Origin of the sequence: Acidovorax soli (assembly GCF_014207955.1) — a bacterium.
GTDB lineage: Bacteria > Pseudomonadota > Gammaproteobacteria > Burkholderiales > Burkholderiaceae_C > Acidovorax > Acidovorax soli_A.
Genome location: NZ_JACHLK010000005.1, coordinates 86253 through 105711, shown reverse-complemented (window position 1 = coordinate 105711; position 19459 = coordinate 86253). Strand labels below are relative to the sequence as shown.

20 protein-coding genes are annotated in these 19459 nt (G+C 70.2%); 12 read left to right on the top strand and 8 right to left on the bottom strand.

Annotation, left to right across the window (positions count from 1 at the left end; all coding sequences use genetic code 11):
* Positions 1-25 precede the first annotated feature (25 nt).
* Both HNP48_RS14480 and HNP48_RS14475 read right to left on the bottom strand, forming a co-directional pair.
* Positions 26-421, bottom strand: a complete 396-nt coding sequence (locus HNP48_RS14480) for an MAPEG family protein (RefSeq protein ID WP_184858046.1) — start codon at positions 419-421, stop codon at positions 26-28.
* Positions 422-512: 91 nt separating this feature from the next.
* Positions 513-1376, bottom strand: a complete 864-nt coding sequence (locus HNP48_RS14475; RefSeq protein ID WP_184858044.1) for an IclR family transcriptional regulator — start codon at positions 1374-1376, stop codon at positions 513-515.
* 249 nt (positions 1377-1625) lie between these two features.
* Between HNP48_RS14475 and HNP48_RS14470 the strand changes: the two genes are divergently transcribed.
* The 8 genes from HNP48_RS14470 (at position 1626) to HNP48_RS14435 (ending at position 9626) form a co-directional block, all read left to right on the top strand.
* A complete protein-coding gene (locus tag HNP48_RS14470; RefSeq protein WP_184858041.1) occupies positions 1626-2714 on the top strand; it encodes an ABC transporter ATP-binding protein in 1089 nt (362 codons plus the stop codon).
* Positions 2711-3571 carry an ABC transporter permease gene (locus HNP48_RS14465; RefSeq protein ID WP_184858039.1) on the top strand — a complete coding sequence of 287 codons (861 nt, stop codon included), beginning with the start codon at positions 2711-2713 and terminating at the stop codon, positions 3569-3571. The genes HNP48_RS14470 and HNP48_RS14465 overlap by 4 nt, the downstream gene beginning before the upstream one ends.
* Before the next feature lie 12 nt (positions 3572-3583).
* On the top strand, positions 3584-4378 hold the full coding sequence (locus HNP48_RS14460) for an ABC transporter permease (protein WP_184858037.1): 795 nt from the start codon (positions 3584-3586) through the stop codon (positions 4376-4378).
* Between the two features lie 6 nt (positions 4379-4384).
* Positions 4385-4696, top strand: a complete 312-nt coding sequence (locus HNP48_RS14455) for a (2Fe-2S)-binding protein (RefSeq protein ID WP_184858035.1) — start codon at positions 4385-4387, stop codon at positions 4694-4696.
* Positions 4693-6096: an NAD(P)/FAD-dependent oxidoreductase gene (locus HNP48_RS14450; protein ID WP_184858033.1), complete on the top strand. Its 1404-nt coding sequence runs from the start codon at positions 4693-4695 to the stop codon at positions 6094-6096. Before HNP48_RS14455 ends, HNP48_RS14450 begins: the two co-directional genes overlap by 4 nt.
* On the top strand, positions 6093-7265 hold the full coding sequence (locus HNP48_RS14445) for an FAD-binding oxidoreductase (protein ID WP_184858031.1): 1173 nt from the start codon (positions 6093-6095) through the stop codon (positions 7263-7265). The genes HNP48_RS14450 and HNP48_RS14445 overlap by 4 nt, the downstream gene beginning before the upstream one ends.
* 49 nt (positions 7266-7314) lie before the next feature.
* Positions 7315-8382: an ABC transporter substrate-binding protein gene (locus HNP48_RS14440; RefSeq protein ID WP_184858029.1), complete on the top strand. Its 1068-nt coding sequence runs from the start codon at positions 7315-7317 to the stop codon at positions 8380-8382.
* A 314-nt stretch (positions 8383-8696) separates the two neighbouring features.
* Positions 8697-9626 (top strand): c-type cytochrome, encoded by a 930-nt coding sequence (locus HNP48_RS14435; protein WP_184858027.1) that lies wholly within the window; start codon positions 8697-8699, stop codon positions 9624-9626.
* A gap of 26 nt (positions 9627-9652) precedes the next feature.
* Here HNP48_RS14435 and HNP48_RS14430 read toward each other — a convergent pair whose 3' ends face one another.
* The 5 genes from HNP48_RS14430 to HNP48_RS14410 form a co-directional block, all read right to left on the bottom strand.
* Positions 9653-10393 (bottom strand): plastocyanin, encoded by a 741-nt coding sequence (locus tag HNP48_RS14430; RefSeq protein ID WP_260420237.1) that lies wholly within the window; start codon positions 10391-10393, stop codon positions 9653-9655.
* A 147-nt stretch (positions 10394-10540) separates the two neighbouring features.
* On the bottom strand, positions 10541-10978 hold the full coding sequence (locus tag HNP48_RS14425; protein ID WP_184858025.1) for a group 1 truncated hemoglobin: 438 nt from the start codon (positions 10976-10978) through the stop codon (positions 10541-10543).
* Positions 10979-11002: 24 nt separating this feature from the next.
* Positions 11003-11935 (bottom strand): DUF3034 family protein, encoded by a 933-nt coding sequence (locus HNP48_RS14420; RefSeq protein ID WP_184858023.1) that lies wholly within the window; start codon positions 11933-11935, stop codon positions 11003-11005.
* 345 nt (positions 11936-12280) lie between these two features.
* Positions 12281-13087 carry an anti-sigma factor domain-containing protein gene (locus HNP48_RS14415; protein ID WP_184858021.1) on the bottom strand — a complete coding sequence of 269 codons (807 nt, stop codon included), beginning with the start codon at positions 13085-13087 and terminating at the stop codon, positions 12281-12283.
* 10 nt (positions 13088-13097) lie between these two features.
* Complete coding sequence (locus HNP48_RS14410; RefSeq protein ID WP_184858019.1) at positions 13098-13676, bottom strand: RNA polymerase sigma factor; 579 nt, start codon at positions 13674-13676, stop codon at positions 13098-13100.
* Positions 13677-13923: 247 nt separating this feature from the next.
* Between HNP48_RS14410 and HNP48_RS14405 the strand changes: the two genes are divergently transcribed.
* Positions 13924-14334 carry a c-type cytochrome gene (locus HNP48_RS14405; RefSeq protein ID WP_260420236.1) on the top strand — a complete coding sequence of 137 codons (411 nt, stop codon included), beginning with the start codon at positions 13924-13926 and terminating at the stop codon, positions 14332-14334.
* Between the two features lie 11 nt (positions 14335-14345).
* Here HNP48_RS14405 and HNP48_RS14400 read toward each other — a convergent pair whose 3' ends face one another.
* On the bottom strand, positions 14346-15275 hold the full coding sequence (locus HNP48_RS14400; protein ID WP_184858017.1) for a DMT family transporter: 930 nt from the start codon (positions 15273-15275) through the stop codon (positions 14346-14348).
* A 169-nt stretch (positions 15276-15444) separates the two neighbouring features.
* On the opposite strand from HNP48_RS14400, the gene HNP48_RS14395 reads away from it, so the two are divergent.
* The 3 genes from HNP48_RS14395 to HNP48_RS14385 all read left to right on the top strand — a co-directional run bounded on the left by HNP48_RS14395 (position 15445) and on the right by HNP48_RS14385 (position 19455).
* The gene (locus HNP48_RS14395) at positions 15445-15981 is read left to right on the top strand and encodes an RNA polymerase sigma factor (protein WP_184858015.1); all 537 of its coding nucleotides are present in this window, start codon (positions 15445-15447) and stop codon (positions 15979-15981) included.
* Entirely contained in the window at positions 15978-16859 is an 882-nt protein-coding gene (locus HNP48_RS14390) for a FecR family protein (protein WP_184858013.1), read from the top strand. The genes HNP48_RS14395 and HNP48_RS14390 overlap by 4 nt, the downstream gene beginning before the upstream one ends.
* Positions 16860-16977: 118 nt before the next feature.
* Positions 16978-19455: a TonB-dependent siderophore receptor gene (locus HNP48_RS14385; RefSeq protein ID WP_184858011.1), complete on the top strand. Its 2478-nt coding sequence runs from the start codon at positions 16978-16980 to the stop codon at positions 19453-19455.
* The last annotated feature ends 4 nt before the right edge of the window (positions 19456-19459 follow it).

Genomic DNA, 19459 nt, shown 5'->3' with positions numbered 1-19459 from the left:
CTGAGCGAGCCGCTGCCCGCGGTGCCTACAGCAGGGCCGCGGCCATCATCCCCAGCCCGGCAATGCTGACGGCCCAGGTGGCCGTGCGCACATACGGAATGCCGATGTAGTACACGGGGATGTAGACCATGCGCGCCCAGAAGAACACCTGGGCGCCCAGCACCACCAGGCTGCCGGTGCGGTTGCTGGCCGTGGCCGCCAGGCCCAGGATGGCAAAGAACACCAGGTTCTCGAAGCTGTTGCGGGCCGTGCGCTCGGCGCGGCCGGCAAAGGCCCCCGGGTCATCCAGATGGTCGCGGTTGCCGAAGGCCAGCAGCAGGCCCGAGGGCGTCCATGCGCGCGCACGGATCAGGCTGGCCACCACAACCAGCAGCCAGGTGATGATGGCAAAGTACACGACGAGGGTGAGGATGGGGGTCATGGCAGCCTGGGTCTGAGGGGGTGAAGAAAGCCGCATCCCTGGCACCGGGACGGGGCAGGAACCCGCAGCATACGCAGCCTGCCGGGGGCTCTCAGTCGGCCGTCGACACCGGCGTGCTGCCCGGCACCAGGCGCTGCTCGGGCTGCTGCCCCGCCAGGCTTTGCGCGGGGCGGCGCAGCGTGGCGTCGAAGGGGTGGATGCGCGGGCCGATGGCGGCGGCCTCGCGCTTGAGCAACTCCACCACGGTGGGCAGGCGGTCCTCGTTGAGGCGCGCCGAGATGGTACCCACGCTGAGCGCGGCCACGGCGCGGCCCTCGCGGTCGAGTACGGGCACGCCCACGCCGGCCATGCCTTCGAGCAGGCCGGTGTTGCGCGCCGCGTAGCCGCTCTGGCGCACGCGCTCGATCTCGGTGCGCAGGTAGACCTCGTCGTACACGCCGTACTCGCGCACGCGCGAGAGGTTGAAGCGGATCACCTCCTCGCGCTCGGCCTCGGGCAAAAACGCCAGGATGGCCAGCGCCCCCTGCCCCACGCCCAGCGCCACCCGGCCGCCGATGTCACCGGTGAAGGAGCGGATGGGGAACGGCCCCTCGCTGCGGTCCAGGCAGATCGCGTCGAAGCCGCTGCGCACCAACAGGAAGATGCTGTCACCCAGGCTCGCGCTCAGGCGCAGCAGCGCGGGCCGGCACAGCGTGCGCAGGTCGCCCGGGTTGCCGGCCTTGGCCGCGAGCGCAAAGAAATCGGTGGACAGGCGGTAGAGCTTGCTGCGCTCGTCCTGCTCGGCCATGCCCTCGGCCACCAGCGATTGCAGCAAACGGTGCGTCGTGCCCTGGGTCAGGCCCACGGCGCGCGCCAATTGGGTGACTCGGCCGCCCTCGGCCTGCACCTCGGCGAGGGCGCGGATGACGGCAAACATGCGGGGCACTCCGCCCGTGGAGGTGGACGTTGGTTCCATGCACTGCTCCTGTGGAATAGATGGCATTTTCTGTGTGCATCATATTCCATTAAACGGAATAAATTCAATAAATATTCTGATTAATGGAATACCCGATGCGATCTGGCCTGATTACTGCAATACATTGAATCGAAAGCGCAAGACAGTCCACGGAACGCCATTTTCTGCACCGAGCCGGTGCAGGCAGGCAAATGCACTGCAGGACTGCCACCGCGCAGCGATGGAACCCCCGACCAGAAAGGCCCCTGCATGTCCTTCCTTCAACTCACCGACGTGACCAAGTTCTATGGCAGCACCTGCGCGGTGCAGGCCATGAACCTGGCGGTGGAAAAAGGCGAATTCGTGTCGCTGCTGGGCCCTTCGGGCTGCGGCAAGACCACCACCTTGCAGATGGTGGCGGGCTTCGAGGCCGTGAGCAGTGGCCGCATCGAACTGGCGGGCCGCGACATCACGCATGCCAAGGCCAACACGCGCGGCCTCGGGATCGTGTTCCAGAGCTACGCCCTGTTCCCGCACATGACGGTGGCCGACAACGTGAGCTTTGGCCTGGAGATGCGCAAGGTGGCCAAGGCCGAACGCAAGGAGCGTGTGGCCCAAGCCCTCGCGCTGGTGCACCTGGACCAGCACGCCACGCGCTACCCGCGCGAGCTCTCGGGCGGCCAGCGCCAGCGCGTGGCGCTGGCGCGCGCCCTGGTGATCGAGCCACCCGTGCTGCTGCTCGACGAGCCCCTGTCCAACCTGGACGCCAAGCTGCGCGAGGAGATGCAGTTCGAGCTGCGCCAGATCCAGCGCAAGGTGGGCACGACCACGGTGATGGTGACGCACGACCAGAGCGAGGCCATGTCCATCAGCGACCGCGTGGTGGTGATGGAGGCCGGCCGCGCCACGCAGATCGACCACCCGCACCGCGTCTACGAGCACCCGCGCACGCGCTTCATCTCCACCTTCGTGGGCAAGGCCAACCTGCTGCCCGGCCTGGTCACGGCCAGCAGCGCGGCACGCACCCATGTGAGTGTGGGATCGCTGGCGGTGCAGGTCGAGGGCCCGGCCTTCCGCCCCGGTGCGGCCGTGCTGCTCAGTGTGCGGCCCGAGAAGCTGCAGCTGGTACCGGCCGTGCAGGGCCGGCTCGACGGCGAGGTGGGCGAGCGCTTCTTCCTGGGCAGCCAGTGGCTGTACCGCGTGATGACCCCCGTGGGCGACCTGATGGTGCTGGCCCCCAACGATGGCCGCAACGCGCTGGCCGAAGGTGAGCGCACGGGTGTGGACTGGCCCGACCACTGCATGCGCCTGCTGCCCGCCGACGAGAGCGCCCTGGCCGAGCTGGAGGCCACCCCATGAGCGGCGCCCTCCGCAAGGCCGTGCCCTGGTGGCTTTCGGGCCCGGCGCTGCTGCTGTTCACCGCGCTGCTGCTGGTGCCGCTGGGCCTCACGGCGGTGCTGTCGTTCAACGCCTTCGACCCGGCCACGGGCGTGAAGGCCGGCGAGTTCACGCTGGAGCACTACGGCCATGTGTTCATGGACTCGTACTACCACGCCATCTTCTGGCGCACCTTCTGGGTCTCGGCCCTGGTCACGCTGATCTGCGTCGCCATCGGCGCGCCCGAGGCCTACATCCTGAGCCGCATGGCCAACCCCTGGCGCTCGGTGCTGCTGCTGGTGGTGCTGGCGCCCCTCTTGGTCTCGGTGGTGGTGCGGGCCTTCGGCTGGAGCATGCTGCTCGGCCCCGAGGGCCTGGTCAACGGCCTGTTCAAGCTGGTTGGCATCGGGCCGGTGAAGATGCTCTACACCGAGGTCGCCGTCATCATCGCCCTGGTGCATGTGATGCTGCCCTTCATGGTGATTCCGGTCTGGACCTCGCTGCAGAAGCTCGACCCCGGCGTGCAGAACGCGGCACTCTCGCTCAAGGCCTCGCCCTTCACCACCTTGCGGCGCATCGTGCTGCCGCAGGTGCTGCCCGGCATCCTCTCGGGCAGCCTGATCGTGTTCGGCCTGGCGGCCAGCTCCTTCGCCATCCCCGGCCTCTTGGGCGGGCGGCGCCTGAAGATGGTGGCCACCATCGTCTACGACGAGTACCTGCACGAGCTCAACTGGCCCCTGGGCGCCGCCGTGGCCCTGACCCTGCTGGTGGCCAACCTGGTGGTGATGCTGAGCTACAACCGCCTGGTTGAAGGCCGCTACAAAAAAGCCCTTGGATAAGGAGCGCCGAAGATGCACAAAAACGGCCCCATCGCCCTGGCGTTCAACGCCCTGGTCATCGCCTTCATGCTCGCGCCCCTGGTGGTCGTGTGCGTGGTGGCCTTCACGCCCGAGAACACGCTGCCCCTGCCGACCGCGGAGTTCTCGCTGCGCTGGTTCAAGGCGGTGTTCGAGCACCCCGACTTCGTGCAGTCGTTCTGGAACAGCCTGTGGCTGGCCCTGGCCTCGGCCACGCTGGCCACGGTGCTGGCCGTGCCCGCGGGTATCGCGATCACGCGCTACGAGTTTCCGGGGCGCGGCTTTCTCAACGGCCTGTTCCTCTCGCCGCTGATCATTCCGCACCTGGTGCTGGGCGTGGCCCTGCTGCGCCTGTTCGCGCTGGTCGGTGGCAGCGGCAGCTTCGGCTGGCTGGTGCTGGCCCATGCGCTCATCGTCACGCCCTACACGCTGCGCCTGGTGGTGGCGGCGCTGGTGGGCTTCGATCGCAGCGCCGAGCATGCGGCCCTGTCGCTGGGCGCGAGCCAGGCCACGGTGTTCACGCGCATCACGCTGCCCATGATCCTGCCGGGCGTCACGGGCGGGTGGATGCTGGCCTTCATCAACAGTTTTGACGAGGTGACCATGTCGATCTTCGTCACCTCGCCCAGCACCGTGACCCTGCCGGTGCGCATGTACATGTATGCCACCGAGTCCATCGACCCGTTGATGGCCGCTGTGTCGGCCCTGATGGTGGGCGTGACCGCCCTGGCCATGGTGCTGCTGGACCGCGTCTACGGCCTGGACCGCGTGCTGGTGGGGCGCAAGTAAACCGTGATGACCATGACCCCTTCTTTATCATCGCCGCTGCTGCACCGTGTGGCCGAGACCGCGCGCCAGGCCGTGCCCTTCGTGCTCGATGGCCAGCCGGCCAGCGCGCTCGCAGGCGATACCGTGCTCACCGCCATCCTCACCCAGAAGGCGCAGCTGCGCCGCAACGAATTCAGCCACGAGCCGCGCGCCGGCTTCTGCATGATGGGCGCCTGCCAGGACTGCTGGGTGCAGACCGAGGGCGGCGAGCGCCTGCGCGCCTGCTCGACCTTCATCCAGCCGGGCATGGCCCTGTGTACCGGGGAAGGCGCGGCATGAGCGGCACCCGCAAGACCTTGCAGGCCGTCATCGTGGGCGCAGGCCCGGCCGGCATCCGCGCGGCGCAAACCTTGGCCGCCCATGGCGTGCGCCCCGTGCTGCTCGACGAAGCAGCGCGCGGCGGCGGCCAGATCTACCGGCGCCCGCCCGCGCACTTTGAGCGCCCGGCCTCGGCGCTGTACGGCACCGAGGCGGCACGCGCCACCGCCGTGCATGCGGCGCTCGACAGCATCGCCGAGCGCATCGACTACCAGCCCGACAGCCTGGTCTGGAACGCCCAGGGCGGCCTGCTCGATGTGCTGCACGGCCCCACGCAGACCACGCGCAGCCTGCCCTACGGCCAGCTCATCGTGGCCAGCGGCGCGGCCGACCGCGTGCTGCCCGTGCCGGGCTGGACGCTGCCCGGCGTCTACAGCCTGGGCGGCGCCCAGGTGGCGCTCAAGTTCCAGGGCTGCACCATCGGCAGCCGCGTGGTGCTGATGGGCACCGGCCCGCTGCTGTACCTGGTGGCCTACCAGTACGCGCGCGCCGGCACCCGCGTGGCCGCCGTGCTCGACACCGCACGCCTGGCCGACCAGGTGGCCGCCGTGCCCGCCATGCTGACCCAGCCCGCCACCTTTGCCAAGGGCGTGTACTACGTGGGCTGGCTGCGCGCGCAGGGCGTGCCCATCCACACCGGCGTGCGCCCCGTGCGCGTGCTCGGCAGCGAGCGCGTGGAGGGCGTGGTGTGGAGTGACGGGGCCAAGGAACACGCCCTGGCCTGCGATGCCGTGGGCCTGGGCTACGCCCTGCGCTCCGAAACCCAGCTGGCCGACCTGCTGGGCTGCCGCTTTGCCTGGGCGCCCCTGCACCGCGCCCACCTGCCCGAACGCGATGCCGCAGGCCGCACCAGCGTGGCCAGCGTCTACCTCGCCGGCGATGGCGCGGGCATCATGGGTGCCGATGCGGCCGAATGGGCGGGTGAGCGTGCGGCCCTGGCGCTGCTGGCCGACCAGGGTGTGGCGGTGGACGCCGCGCGCGCCCAGGCACTGGAAGGCAAGCTCGCCCACCTGCAGCGCTTTCGCCAGGGGCTGGAGCGCGCCTTCCCCTTCCCCACCGACTGGGCGGCCCACGCACCCGACGAGCTGGTGGTGTGCCGCTGCGAGCACATCACCGCAGGCCAGTTGCGCGAGACCGTGCGCGAGTCCGGCGCCGACGAGATGAACCGCCTGAAGGCCCTGACCCGCGTGGGCATGGGCCGCTGCCAGGGCCGCAGCTGCGGCGTGGCCGCGGCCGAGATCCTGGCGCAGGCCACCGGCCAGCCCGTGGAGCGGGTGGGCCGGCTGCGCGGGCAGGCGCCGATCAAGCCCATCCCCATCCACCTGCAGGCCGCCAGCCAGGCCACCGGAGGTGCCTCATGAGTGCCGCCACCCCCCACCTGACCAGCGCCGCACGCCTGGTGGATACCGAAGTGGCCATCGTCGGTGGCGGCATCGTGGGTGCCTCGGCGGCACTGGCGCTGCGCCGCCGCGGCGTGGACGTGGTGCTGCTCGAACGCGACCTGTGCGGCTCGCGCTCCAGCGGCGTGAACTACGGCGGCGTGCGCCGCCAGGGCCGGCCGCTGAGCCAGCTGCCACTCGCGCAGCGCGCCCACGAGATCTGGGGCCGGCTGCCCGCACTGCTGGGCACCGACGGCGAGTACCAGCGCACGGGCCATTTCAAGATCGCACGCAGCGAAGCCGACCTGGCCTCGCTGGAGAAGTACCAGGCGATGAGCCGCGACTTCGACCTGGGGATCGCGCTGCTCTCGGGCGCCCGCCTGCGCGAGCGCTGCCCCTGGCTCGGTGGCCGCGCCGTGGGCGGGTCGCTGTGCCCCGACGACGGCCAGGCCAACCCGCGCCTGGTGTCGCCCGCCTTCGCGCTGGCGGCACGGCGCGCCGGTGCGCAGATCTTCGAGCGCACACCGCTGACCGCGGTGGAGCACGATGGCCGGCAGTTCACGCTGCATTCCGGGCCGGCGCTGCAGGTGCGCGCGCCCGTGCTGATCAACTGCGCGGGGGCCTGGGCCGGCCCGCTGGCCGCGCAGTTCGGCGAGGCCGTGCCCCTGCGCTCGGGCCACCCGGCGATGGCCGTGACCGAGCCCCTGCCTTATTTCATGCAGTGGAGCCTGGGCGTGGAGGGCGGCGGCATCTACTGCCGCCAGGTGGCGCGCGGCAACCTGGTGCTGGGCGGCGGCTCGGGCGTGGCGCTGGATGCCGACCGCGCCCGCTCGGAGCGCAGCGCCCTTGCCGCGCTGGCCGTGCAGGCCATCGAGCTGCTGCCGGCCCTGAAGAACGCCCATTTCATCCGCACCTGGAGCGGTACCGAGGGCTACCTGCCCGACCGCCAGCCGGTGCTCGACACCAGCCGCACCACGCCCGGGCTCATCCACGGCTTCGGCTTTGCCGGCGCGGGCTTCCAGATCGGCCCCGCGGTGGGCGAGGTGCTGGCCGAACTGGCGCGCGATGGCCGCAGCAGCACGCCCACCGATGCCTTTGCCATTGACCGATTCGCCCTTGCAGATGCGCCGGCGGCCGCAACTGCCCATTGATTCCCTTTGCATTGACCGCTACCGTTCAACCCCCAGAAAGGAAAGACCCATGACCTCTTCTCGCCAGACTTCATTCCTGCGCCGTGCCCTGTTCACGGCCGCCGCAACGGCGGCGCTGGCCGCCAGCGGCGTGGCCGGGGCGCAGACGAAAACGATCTACATCGGCATGAACGGCGGCACGATGGAGAAGGCGTACACCCAGTACGTCTTCCCGGCGTTCGAGAAGCTGCATGGCGCCAAGGTGGTGGTGGTGCCGGGCACGTCTTCGGACATCCTGGCCAAGGCCCAGGCCAACAAGGACAAGCCGCAGATGCACGTGATGTTCCTCGACGACGGCATCATGGTGCGCGCCATGGGCATGGGCCTGTGCCAGAAGCAGCGCCCCAACCCGCACCTGGCCGAGATCTACCCGGCCGCGCGCTTCAAGGACGACCTGGCCAGCGGCGTGAGCCTGGGCATGACGGGCATTGCCTACAACACCAAGATGTTCACCGAGAAGGGCTGGGCACCGCCCACTTCGTGGATGGACTTTGCCGACCCCAAGTACAAGGGCAAGGTGGTGTTCCAGTCCATGCCCTCGTCGTCCTTCGGGCTGCACGGCTTTCTGATGTTCAACCGCATCCAGGGCGGCAACGACAAGAACGTGGAGCCGGGCTTCAACAACTGGGCCAAGACCATCGGCCCGAACGTGCTCGAGTACATCCCGAGCTCGGCCAAGATCTCCGAGATGGTGCAGACCGGCGAGGCCGCGATGTTCCCGCTGACCCCCACGGCCGTGGCCGCGCTCAAGACCAAGGGCATCCCCGTGGAGTACGCCCAGCCCAAGGAAGGTTCGGTCGTGCTCATGGTCGGCCAGTGCGTGATCGCCAACAACAGCGAGCCCGAGCTGGCGCAAAAGCTCGCCGAGTTCCTGCTGAGCCCGCTGGCCCAGGCCAATGTGCTGCAGTTCGGCGCACAGATCCCCACCAACCCAAAGACCCCGGCCGTGGGCGAAGGCGCGGCCCAGGTGGCCCAGATCAGCCAGTGGATGAAGAACGCCGTGACGCTGGACTGGGACGCCGTGAACGCCAACCGCCCCGCCTGGAACACGCGCTGGAACAAGACCATCGAGCGCTGAGCGAACACGAAAGTTGGTAAGGGGCCTCCAAGCATGCCCCGCTACCTGCCTTTGCGACTGGCGCGATCGAAGCCAGTGCTCCCGTGCAAGGGCCGCCCCGCCGCACCGGGAGCGTCCCCCTCCCGCATTGCGCAGCAATGCGAGAGAGGGGGAAGACGCGAAGCGGCTCAGGGGGATCTCACTTTACGGGATCTGCGTGACATATGTCACCAGGGCTGCCGGAGCCTGGCGCACGCCCTGCGCCAAACCGCCTTCCGGACTTCAGAATCCGCCCCATCGAGATTCCGAAGACATTCCTACAAGGCTTTCCCACCATGAAACGCTGGATCCAATGGACCGCCGGCAGCGCCCTCATCCTGGGTGTGCTGGTCGCCGCCACGGCCGCCACCGGCCTGTACCTGGCCGAGCAAAAGCGCAACCGCTACATCGACATCAAGCCCCGGCCCGTGGCCTACACGACCGAGGCGCAGACCGTCGAGCGCGGGCGCTACCTGTTCGCCTCTCGCGGCTGCACCGACTGCCATGGCGCCAGCGGCACGGGCCGCGAGTTCGTCAACGACGGCAAGGGCACGCGCCTGGCCGGCCCCAACATCACGGCGGCCGGCGTGGTGGCCCGCTACCAGCCCGAGGACTGGAACAGCGCCATCCGCCACGGCGTCAAGCCCAATGGCCGCCCGCTGCTGGTGATGCCCAGCGAAGACTACAACCGCCTGACCAACGACGACCTGAACGCCCTGGTCTCCTACATCCGCCAGTTGCCCGCCAAGGAAGGCGGCACGCCCGCCGCCATCGAGCTGCCGCGCCCGGCCTGGGTGCTGTACGGCCTGGGCGTGATTCCCGACGCGGCCGGGCGCATCGACCACCAGCTGGCGCCCTCGCGCCCCGTGCCGGCCGGCGTGACGGTGGCCAACGGCCAGTACGTGGCCAACATGTGCATCGGCTGCCATGGCGCCAACCTGGCGGGCGGCAAGATTCCTGGCGGCCCGCCGGACTGGCCGGCGGCCGCCGACATCCGCCCCGGCAAGGACAGCTCCATGGCGCGCTACCCCACGGCGGACAGCTTCGTGGCCATGCTGCGCAACGGCAAGCGGCCCGATGGCACGCCCATCCAGGTCATGCCCTTCGAGTCCCTGGGCCAGTTGAGCGATGTGGATGCGCGCGCCCTGTACGCCTACCTGCAGGCCCTGCCCACCGACGGCAGCATGCCCCCGCCCGCCGCGGCCGAGGTGGCACTGAACCGCTGACGCAGCCCGCACCCCGCGCCCGCGCGTCAGTGGGTGTGCTGGTGGGCCGGTTGCACCAGGCTGTACGAGCCCATGGGGCCGCCTGGCGCGGTGGAAGGCGGCGGTGCACGGCGCACGCGCGGCACCACGCTCAGTTGCACCGTATCGAGCACCGGGCTGGCCACCACCTGCAAGGCCTTGCGCGGCAGGTCCACGAGCTGCTCGGCATGCCACACACGCACCTGTGCAGCCCCCTCGGGCACAGCGGCAAAGCGGGCAATGCCGTTGTCGTCGGTCTTGAGCGTCCAGGCCGAGTCGGTCACGAACACGTGGCCGCGCATGGAGCCATGCAGGTGGCAGCCCAGCAGCACCACACCCGCGGTGTCGAGCTTCACGTCGGCGAAATTCGAGGGCTTGCCGTCGGTCTTGCCGGCCAGGCGCAGTTCAAAGCCACCGGTGCCGGGCGAGGCGCTGGCAGCGGGCGTGGCGGCGTTGCCGCGCACATGGTGGTCCCAGCGGTCCTGGTTGGTGAAGCGCACCGTGGTGCCGGGCACCACCACCGTCACCGCGGGCACGAAGCGCATCTTCTCCTGCTCGATCACCGGGCTCGCGGGCACCAGGGTGGGCGCAGCAGCGCTGCCGGCGGTCGGGTAGACCACCACCACGGCATCGGGCACGGGCTTGCCGTCCTTGTCCAGCACCTGGATCTGGACGTTGCCGGCCAGGGCGCCGGTGGCAACGGCGCAGGCAGCGAAGGCAAAGAGTGCGTTTTTTGTCACCTTGATCATAGAAGTCCCTCTTGGTTGATCATCACATTGCCCCGCCCACATCGCATGAAACTGGCGCGCCCAAGGCCAGTGCCCCCGCGCAAGGGCCGCCCCGCCGCGCTGGGGGCGTCCCCCTTAGGGGGGAAGGCGCGAAGCGACTCAGGGGGTTCACTTGACTGTGATTACGTCGCGGTGCATGGGCGCCAGCAGGGCCAGCAGGCGGTTCTGCTGCGCAAAGGGAATGCCCTGCGCGTCCATGGCGCTTTGCAGCACCTCGACGAGCGCATGGAAGTGGCCCTTGTTGATCTGCATGTCGGCATGGGCCGATTTCATATCGGCGCCCTCGTATTTGCAAGGCCCGCCGCTGAGCTGGCAGAACTGGTCGGCCAGGCTTTCCTTGAGCGCGGCGGGCTTGGTGTCCTTGAAGTGCGCGCCGATGCGCGGGTCCTTCACGGCGCGGTTGACGAAGTCGTCCACCAGGCGGTCGATGCCGGCCTTCTCGCCCAGCGCCTGGTACAGGCCGGCAGGGGCTGCGGATTGGGCCAGCGCGGGCAGCGCCAGCAGGCTGGCGCAGGCGAGGCCCAAGGCCATCAGGGTCTTTTTCATGGCTGTCTCCAGAAATGCCGGGGGTCAGAAGGCGGCCTGTGCCGAGAGGTAGTAGCCGGTCTGGCGGCGGCCCTGGGTCACGCCGGGCGCGATGCGGCCCAGGTCCACATAGGCCAGCGTGAGCGAGAAATGCTTGCTCGGGGCCCAGGCGATGAAAATGTCTTTCCAGTCGTCCTCGCGCAGCCCGGCGCCCAGGCCGGCCGCAGCGCCCAGGGCCTGCAGGTTGTTGGGCTTGAAGCGGTATTCGGCCCCCACGGCCAGGTCGCGGCGCAGCAGGTAGGCCAGAGAGAATTCGGGCTGCAGGCTGCGCCCGTTCTTGCCGGGCGCGGCCGAGCCAAAGCCCAGCAGGCCGTTCTGGTTGGCGTTGGTGGAGCGCAAAGTGGCATTGACCAGCAGGCTCTGGGCCAGGAAGAGCTTGGTGGCACTGACATAGACGTCCGTGCCGTTGTTCTTCACCCCGAGGAAGTTGTAGACCGACTGGATGGAGCCCGGGTGGGCGCGCTTGTGCTCGATGCCCACGGCGATCTGCGGCATGAAGCTGTCGGCATCGAGCACCGCGTCGCCGGCCACCTTGAACTTGAGCCCGACCACGTCCATCTTGATGTGCTGGCCCGGGGTGACCCCGAAAGCCGCCACCCCGTTGAGCGCCAGGGCGGGCGATGCATCGAAATCCTGCCGCGCCAGGGACAGCTCGGCCCGGTCGAACAGCCCCACGGCCACACCGTAGCCGGTGAGGCCGTAGTCCCGCGTACCGGCCCGCGTGGCGTAGCCGCTGAAACCGACCTCGCCCTCGGTGGCGTTGCTGCCGATCACGGCCCAGGGCGTGAGCCCCCCACCGGCCGACCCGGCAATGGTGTTCACGCCACCGGTGAGCCGCAGCTTGCCGGTATCGGCATGGGCCAGCCCGGCCGCCATGGCCAGGGCCGCGAACGCGAAAAATGGACGCCTGTGTTTCATCGAGGGCTCCAGCACAAAAAGTGATGTAAGGGGATGTTGCTCCCTACTTACGCAATCTGGTGCGCCACGGATTCAAAAACCACAGATATTTTTGTTCGACCCTTTGTCGAGGGGCAGCTGCCGCCAGCCCACAGGCCTGCGAAACTGGCGCGGCCAAAGCCAGTGCCCCCGTGCAAGGGCCGCCCCGCCGCACTGGGGGCGTCCCCCTCCCGACTCGCGCAGCGAGTCGAGAGAGGGGCTGAGGGCCGCGGCTCCAAGCCTGCCTGCGCAGGCTTGGACGTGCCCGAAGAGCGGCCGCCTCCGGCGGACGCACCGAGGCGCGAAGCGCCTCAGGAGGTGCTTCGTTTACAGCATGCGCTGAATCAACTCGCCCTTGAACAGCACCGGCCCGGTGGGCCCGCCCGCGCTGGGCACGCCGCCCTTGGGCTCCAGGCTGATGGCCAGGGCCGGTACCTGGCGCACGTCGGCCTCGCCGGCCGTGAGGTTGAGCAGCCGCTCCTGGCCCAGCACCCCCAGGGAGCGCGGGCCGCCTGCGGGCGGCAGCGCCCACAGCTGGAGTGACTTGTCCGCCCCTTCCTGGAAGCCGCCCACGCGCTGCAGTTCGAGCCGGTTGTTCTTGGGGTCGAAGGTCACCAGCATCGAGGCCGCGGCCTTGTCGTCGGCCAGCACGGCCACGTACTGGATCTGTGGCGCGGCCTGCAGTTGCTGGCGCAGTTCGGCGATCTGGGCGCCGCTGCTGGCACGCAGCCCGCCGTTGACCTGCAGGCCCACCACCACGGCCACCACGGTGGCCAGGGCGCCCGCGGCCGCCGCGCCGCGCCACAGCAGCAGGCTGCGCAGCCAGCCTCCGGCCCCTGCGGACACCGGCAGGGCCGGCTCGCCCGCCTGGCGTGCCGCCTGCAGGGCCTGGGCCTGGCGCTCGGCCTGCACCAGGTTGTGGATACGCGTCCAGACGGCGGCGTCGGGCTTTGCCAGTTCCTGCAGCTCGGCCAGGCCCGACCAGTGGGTCTGCCAGACCAGAGCCGCCGCACGCACGGCGGCGTGCTCGCGGGCCAGGGTTTCAAAACGGCGGCGTGCGCCGCCGCGCAGGGTGCCCAGCGCATAGCTGGCCGCCAGGCGGTCGAGCAATTCGGGGTGTTGGGTGAGGTTCATGCTGCCCTCGTCAAACGTAGCGGGCCATGCACTGGCGCAACTGCTCCAGGCCGCGCCGGATCCAGCTCTTCACCGTGCCCAGAGGCAGCCGCAGTTGTTCGGCCAGTTCGCTGTGGCTCTGGTCGCGCAGGTAGGCCAGGCTCACCACCTCGCGCTGCTTGTGGTCCAGCTTGCCCAGGCACTGGTGCAGGGCAAAGGCCTGTTCGCTGGCCTGGGTGATGTCCATGGGGTTGGGCGAATCGCCCTCCAGGGTCTGGGCCAGCTCCTCGTCGAACTCGTTGGTGACGTCGCTGCGGTCCGAGGCACGCTTGCGCAGCGCATCCAGGGCGCGGCTGCGCACGATGAGCCCCATCCAGGCCATGGGCGGGCTGAGCGAGGCACGGTAGCTGCCCGCCCCGCGCCAGATGCTGAGGAACGCCTCCTGCAGCACGTCCTCGGCCAGGTCGCGGTGACGCACGATGCGCAGCGCCAGGCCGAACAGCTTGGACGAGGTGCTCTCGTACAAGGCTTTCAGCGCGGAGTCGTCCTGTGCGGCGATGCGGTCGAGGAGGTACATCAGTTCACTGTCTGGGGTGAGGGTGCTGCTCATGCGCCCATTGTCTGGGATTGGCCAGAGGTCACGGTGGGGGTCAAGGTGTATGCGGTGAATACGCCACAAACCGCCGACTGGATGCACCGGCGCATTGCCCGCCACGGCGGCTCCCGGTCGCTGCATCCAGCGGGCTCGGCGCTGCGTATAGCCACCGGCCCCACTCCGAATCCCAATCCGAATCGCATGCCCATGAACCAGCGCACCCCACCCCACGCCAGCGCAACGCCACCGCGGCCCCCCCACCATGGCGTCCGGTGAGATGAGAGGGTTGTGGACTGCGGCACTGGCGGCCAGCCTGCTGGGCGTCGCCTGCTCCCACGCATCCGCCCAATCGGTGGAGCGCGGCCGCGCCGTGTACCAGGAGCACTGCGCCGGCTGCCACAGCGTCGACGCCCACCGCGAAGGCCCGGCCCACCGGGGCGTGGTGGGTCGCCGCGCGGGCGCCCTCAAGGACTTTGACTACTCACCCGCGCTGCGCGACAGCAAGCTGCTGTGGACCCGCGCCACGCTCCGGGCCTGGCTGACCGACCCCGAGGCGCTGATCCCGGGCCAGGCCATGGACTACCACCTGGACGATGCACAGGAGCGCGAAGATGTGGTGGCCTACCTGGCCACACTGCGGCGGCTGGCCGCCGTGCCCCCTCCGGCTCCCTGATCGGCAGCTCGCTACCACTGGGCACAGATGCCCACCAGCCCCGCCAGCACCAGGGCCAGGCCGATGCCTTCGGTGCGCGACAGGCTCTCGCGGAACATGCGGCGCGACACCAGGTAGCTGAACAGCACCTCGACCAGCCCCAGGGTGCGCACATCGGACGCCGGCCGCATGGCATAGGCCGTGAACCAGGCGATGGAGGCCAGCGCCCCCATGGAGCCGGCCACCACCGACAGGCGCCAGGCGCGTGCAATCGCGCCCGCCACCCCAGGCTGGCGCGCCAGCAGCCAGCCGCCCAGCACCAGGGTCTGCAGCAACTGGGCCCAGAACACGCCCCAAGCCCCCGCCACCCAGGGCGCCACGCCCTCGCCCAGGGCCAGCGAAGCCCCGCGAAAGCCCACGCTGGCCAGCGCAAAGCAGGCCCCCGAGGCCAGACCGTAGACCACCAGCTTGCCGCTGCCGCCCTCCCCCGCGCGCAGCGCGCGCCAGCCGCCCGCCGGCAGCGAGAGCAGCACCACGCCCACGGTGGCCAGCGCCATGGCGCCAAAGGCCAGCGGGCCCGGCAGCTCCTGCAGCAGCACGGCCGAGAACAGCGCCACCTGCAGCACCTCGGTCTTGGAATAGGCCACGGCCAGCACGAAGTTGCGCTCCTTCATCGCCAGCAGCAAGAAGGCCGTGGCCCCCACCTGCGTGAGCGCGCCCATGGCCAGCCAGGCGGCGTAGGGCAGCGAGAAATGCGGGACACCATAGCCCACGCCGACGAAGGTCAGCCCCGCCACCCAGGCCGAGGCCAGCGGCAGGCCGTAGAGAAAACGCACCAGCGTGGCCGCCAGCGTGCCCAGCTCGGCCGTGACGGAGCGCTGGGCCGCATTGCGCGCCGTCTGCGCAAGCGCGGCCCAGAGGGTGAGGGGAATCCAGGCCCAGGCCATCCATGCAAGTGTCATGTACCGGTTATAGCGCCGTGGCGCAGTCGCCAGCCCACACCAACGGGCAAGGCAGCCGTGCAGGGCGGCGACGGCGTCCTCCTCCGCAAGCCCTTCTCAAAAGAGAATTGTTCTCATTCATATAATCCAGACCTCCCTCCACCCGCCCCCGATCCATTTCCACCCTCCCGTGCTGCGCGACGCCCCTTTGTCCCTGCTGGGTGCGCTGACGCACCACTACGAAGAGCTGGTCGCCCATGTGCGCCGCCGCTTTGGCGACGCCGGCTTTGCGCGCGAGGTGGTGCACGACGTCTGCCTGCAGGTCATGGAAAAGCCGCCGGCCACGCCGGTGCGCGTGCCGCTGGCGCTGCTGCGCCGCATCTCGCACGACCTGGCGGTGGACCGCTGCCGCAGCGAGGACGCCTACCGCGCCCGGATCGAGGCTGCCGCTCTGCTGCCCGACCCGCACAGCGATGCCCCCGATGCCGCACGCGTGCTCGATGCCCAGCGCGAACTGCGCTGGCTCGAAGAAGCGATCGCCGCCCTGCCGCCGCGCTGCCAGACGGTGTTCGTGATGCACAAGATCCACGGCATGCCGCATGCCGAGGTCGCGCTGCGCCTGGGCATCTCGCGCAAGGCGGTGGAAAAGCACCTGCATGCCGGCATGGCCGCCTGCCGCGCCCACCTGGCCCGGGCGCGCGCGCCGCAGTGGCGGGAGGCCGCATGAACCGCCCTTCGGCTCCCGCCACGCCCCTGCCCACGGCGCCTGCCACGGATCTGGACGGCACGGCGCAGGCCGCCATCGAGCGCCACCGCAGCGCCCTGCAGGAGCGCTTTCCCCTGCCGCCCGAGGCGCTGGGCCCCCTGCCTTCGGCCCGCCCCACCCGCATCGCGCGCCCCCTGGCCGCCGCCTTGCTGGTGACCGCCACGGCCCTGCTCGCCTGGCAGGACCCGGCCTGGCGCACCGAAGAGGTGGCCACCCCGACGGACCGCCGCAGCACCGTGGAGCTGGCCGACGGCAGCCGGGTGGAGCTGGACACCGGTACCCGCCTCACGGTATCGCGCCACCTGCGCTCGCGCCGGGTGGCGCTGCACGCGGGCCGGGCCTTGTTCGATGTGCAGCCCTCCACCTGGCGGCCGTTCACCGTGGACGCGGGCGCCACCCAGGTGCGCGTGCTGGGCACGGCCTTCGACGTGCGCCGCCAGGCCGACGAGGTGACCGTGACCGTGCTGCGGGGCCGCGTGGCCGTCGCCGGCACCGATGGGCTGGCCGCCACCCTCGCGGCCGACGACCAGGTGCGCGCGCATGCAGGCCAGCTCGATGGCACGGCCCGTGTGAACAGCGCCCATGCCACGGCCTGGCGCCAGGGCCAACTGGTGTTCCAGCGCACGCCCCTGCCCGAGGTGCTGGACGAGATCGCGCGCTACAGCGGCCAGCCCGTGCGGCTGGGCGATGCCGCGCTGGCGCGGCTGGAGGTCTCGGGCGTGTACCGCACGGCCAATGCCGAGGCGCTGCTGGCCCTGCTGCCGGGCTTTCTGCCGGTGCGCGTGGAGTCAGGCCCGAGCGGGGAGCGGGTGGTGCAGCCCCGCGCCACCCGGCCCTGATCGCCGGTAGCAAAAAATTTTTTGTCCTGGGAGGTAGGGTCGGCAGGCCCCAGGAACGGCATCCCCCGTGAACGTCTGTTTTTTTTGTTGGAACCAGCGAACCACCGAGGAGATTTCCGTGCCCCTGCACACCCTGCCCCCGCGGCATTCCGCCTTTCGCCGCCCTGCCCCCTTGCGCCGGAGTGCGCTGGCGCTCGCCAGCCTGCTTGCCCTGGCCGTGCATGCACAGCAGCCCGCGCCGGCCTCTGCGGCGGCCGCCGCCCCCACCGTGGTGCTGGACCTGCCGGCCGCACCGCTGGACCAGGCCCTGAACGCCCTGGCCCAGCGCTCGGGCGTGCAGGTGGTGTTCGCCAGCAGCCTGGCCGCGGGCCGCACCGCGCCCGCCGTGCGCGGCAGTTTCACGCCCCAGCGCGCGCTGGAGCAGTTGCTGGCCGGCACCGGCCTGGCCGCACGCATCGCCGATGGCGGCAAGACCTTTGTAGTGGAACCTGCCCCCGCTGCGCCGGCCCGTGCCCCGGCGGCCTCGCTGGGCGAAGTCAAAGTGACGGCCCAGACCGAGCGCGAGGGCCCGACCGAGGGCAGCGGCTCCTACACCACCCCGATCACGCGCACGGCCACGGGCCTCACCCTGTCGCCGCGCGACACGCCCCAATCGATCTCGGTGGTCACGCGCGAGCGCATGGACGAACAGGCCATGGCCACCGTGGCCGATGCGCTGCGCAACACGGCGGGCGTGTCGGTGAACGCGCTGGACCGCGGGCGCAACAACCTCTCGGTGCGCGGCTTCACGGTCTCCAAGTTCCAGTTCGACGGCGTCCCCGTGGACACCGGCAACATCGGCATCGAGACGGCCAACACCGTGCTCTACGACCGCGTGGACGTGCTGCGCGGCGCCACCGGCCTGCTCACCGGCACAGGCGATGCGTCGGCCACCATCAACCTGGTGCGCAAGCGGGCCGCAAGCAAGGTGTTCACGGGCTCGGCCGCGGTGCAGGTGGGCTCCTGGGGCCAGCGCTCGGGCACGGTGGACCTGTCCACGCCCTTGAACGCCGACGCCTCGGTGCGCGCGCGCCTGGTGGCCCATGCCAATGAGCAGGACGCCTTCATCGACTGGGAGCACACGCGCAACACCACGCTGTACGGCACGGTGGAGGCCGACCTGGGCCTGCAGACGCGCCTGAACGTGGGCCTGAGCGAGCAGCGCGACCGACGCGACGGCCTGACCTGGGTGGGCATGCCCTACTGGTTCTCGGACGGCACGCGCACGCACTGGGACCGCTCCAAGTCCATCGCCACCCACTGGAACTTCTGGAACACCACCGAGCAGACGGCCTTCGCCACGCTGCAGCACCGCTTCGACAACCGCTGGGTGGTGAACGCCGTGCTCGACTACCACCGCCAGGAAGAAGAGTCCAAGCTGCTGTGGAACACCGGCAACACGGTGCACCCCGTCACGGGCCTGGGCCAGACCGGTCGGCCCTACCACTACCTGACCCTGCCCACCCAGCGCACCGTGGGCATGACGGCCACGGGCCCGTTCACGCTGCTGGGGCGCACGCACGAGGCCACCTTCGGCCTGACGCACAGCCGCAGCGACAGCGCCTGGAGCAACCGCGCCGTGCTCTCGGGCCAAAGCCAGGCCATGCCCAGCCTGATCACCTGGGACGGCAACTTCCCCGAGCAGGCCATGGGCGAGCGCATCTGGGGCCAGGGCACGCACACCACGCAGACGGGGGTGTACGGTGCCGCACGGCTGCAGGTGGCCGACCCGCTCAAGCTCATTCTCGGCGGGCGCGCCACCTACTGGCGGCGCGACCTGGCCGGCGGCGGCGTGCCCGAGGTGCACCTGCGCGAGAGCGGCGTCTTCACGCCCTATGCCGGGCTGGTGTTCGACCTGAACGAGCACACCTCGGCCTATGCCAGCTACACCGACGTGTTCAAGCCGCAGACGCAGCGCGACAGGAGTGGCAACTACCTCGATCCGCTCAAGGGCAAGAACTACGAGCTGGGCGTGAAGGGCGAGTTCATGGACGGCCAGCTCAACGCCTCGGCCGCGCTGTTCCAGGTCCGGCAGGACAACTTCGCCGTGCGCGATGGCGACTTCTTCGTGCCCGGCACCACGACGGCGGCCTACTACGCGGCCAAGGGCGTGACCGCCAAGGGCTACGAGATGGAGATTGCAGGCCGCATCGCACCGGGCTGGAACCTGAGCGCCAGCTGGACCCACTACTCCGCCCGGGATGCCGCCCGCGCCGACGTGGCCCTGGACCACCCGCGCAAGCTGCTGCGGCTGTTCTCCAGCTACACCCTGCCGGGCGCGTGGAACAAGCTCACGCTGGGCGGCGGCGTGAACTGGCAAAGCACCCTGCTGACCACGGCCGTGAACCCCGGCACGGGGCTGCGCGAGCGCGTCGGCCAGCCGGCCTATGCCCTGGTGAACCTGATGGCGCGCTACGCGATCAGCGAGCAACTGGCGCTGCAACTGAACGTGAGCAATGCGCTGGACAAGAAGTACTACTCCAGCGCCAGCGTCTCGGGCGGCTACCTCTGGGGCGAGCCACGCCGCGTGACGGCCGCGCTGAACTACAAGTTCTAAGGCC

Coding starts and splice junctions, on each gene's coding strand:
- HNP48_RS14480 (WP_184858046.1), bottom strand. CDS start 421: ATGACCCCCATCCTCACCCTCGTCGTGTACTTTGCCATCATCACCTGG.
- HNP48_RS14475 (WP_184858044.1), bottom strand. CDS start 1,376: ATGGAACCAACGTCCACCTCCACGGGCGGAGTGCCCCGCATGTTTGCC.
- HNP48_RS14470 (WP_184858041.1), top strand. CDS start 1,626: ATGTCCTTCCTTCAACTCACCGACGTGACCAAGTTCTATGGCAGCACC.
- HNP48_RS14465 (WP_184858039.1), top strand. CDS start 2,711: ATGAGCGGCGCCCTCCGCAAGGCCGTGCCCTGGTGGCTTTCGGGCCCG.
- HNP48_RS14460 (WP_184858037.1), top strand. CDS start 3,584: ATGCACAAAAACGGCCCCATCGCCCTGGCGTTCAACGCCCTGGTCATC.
- HNP48_RS14455 (WP_184858035.1), top strand. CDS start 4,385: ATGACCATGACCCCTTCTTTATCATCGCCGCTGCTGCACCGTGTGGCC.
- HNP48_RS14450 (WP_184858033.1), top strand. CDS start 4,693: ATGAGCGGCACCCGCAAGACCTTGCAGGCCGTCATCGTGGGCGCAGGC.
- HNP48_RS14445 (WP_184858031.1), top strand. CDS start 6,093: ATGAGTGCCGCCACCCCCCACCTGACCAGCGCCGCACGCCTGGTGGAT.
- HNP48_RS14440 (WP_184858029.1), top strand. CDS start 7,315: ATGACCTCTTCTCGCCAGACTTCATTCCTGCGCCGTGCCCTGTTCACG.
- HNP48_RS14435 (WP_184858027.1), top strand. CDS start 8,697: ATGAAACGCTGGATCCAATGGACCGCCGGCAGCGCCCTCATCCTGGGT.
- HNP48_RS14430 (WP_260420237.1), bottom strand. CDS start 10,393: ATGATCAAGGTGACAAAAAACGCACTCTTTGCCTTCGCTGCCTGCGCC.
- HNP48_RS14425 (WP_184858025.1), bottom strand. CDS start 10,978: ATGAAAAAGACCCTGATGGCCTTGGGCCTCGCCTGCGCCAGCCTGCTG.
- HNP48_RS14420 (WP_184858023.1), bottom strand. CDS start 11,935: ATGAAACACAGGCGTCCATTTTTCGCGTTCGCGGCCCTGGCCATGGCG.
- HNP48_RS14415 (WP_184858021.1), bottom strand. CDS start 13,087: ATGAACCTCACCCAACACCCCGAATTGCTCGACCGCCTGGCGGCCAGC.
- HNP48_RS14410 (WP_184858019.1), bottom strand. CDS start 13,676: ATGAGCAGCACCCTCACCCCAGACAGTGAACTGATGTACCTCCTCGAC.
- HNP48_RS14405 (WP_260420236.1), top strand. CDS start 13,924: ATGGCGTCCGGTGAGATGAGAGGGTTGTGGACTGCGGCACTGGCGGCC.
- HNP48_RS14400 (WP_184858017.1), bottom strand. CDS start 15,275: ATGACACTTGCATGGATGGCCTGGGCCTGGATTCCCCTCACCCTCTGG.
- HNP48_RS14390 (WP_184858013.1), top strand. CDS start 15,978: ATGAACCGCCCTTCGGCTCCCGCCACGCCCCTGCCCACGGCGCCTGCC.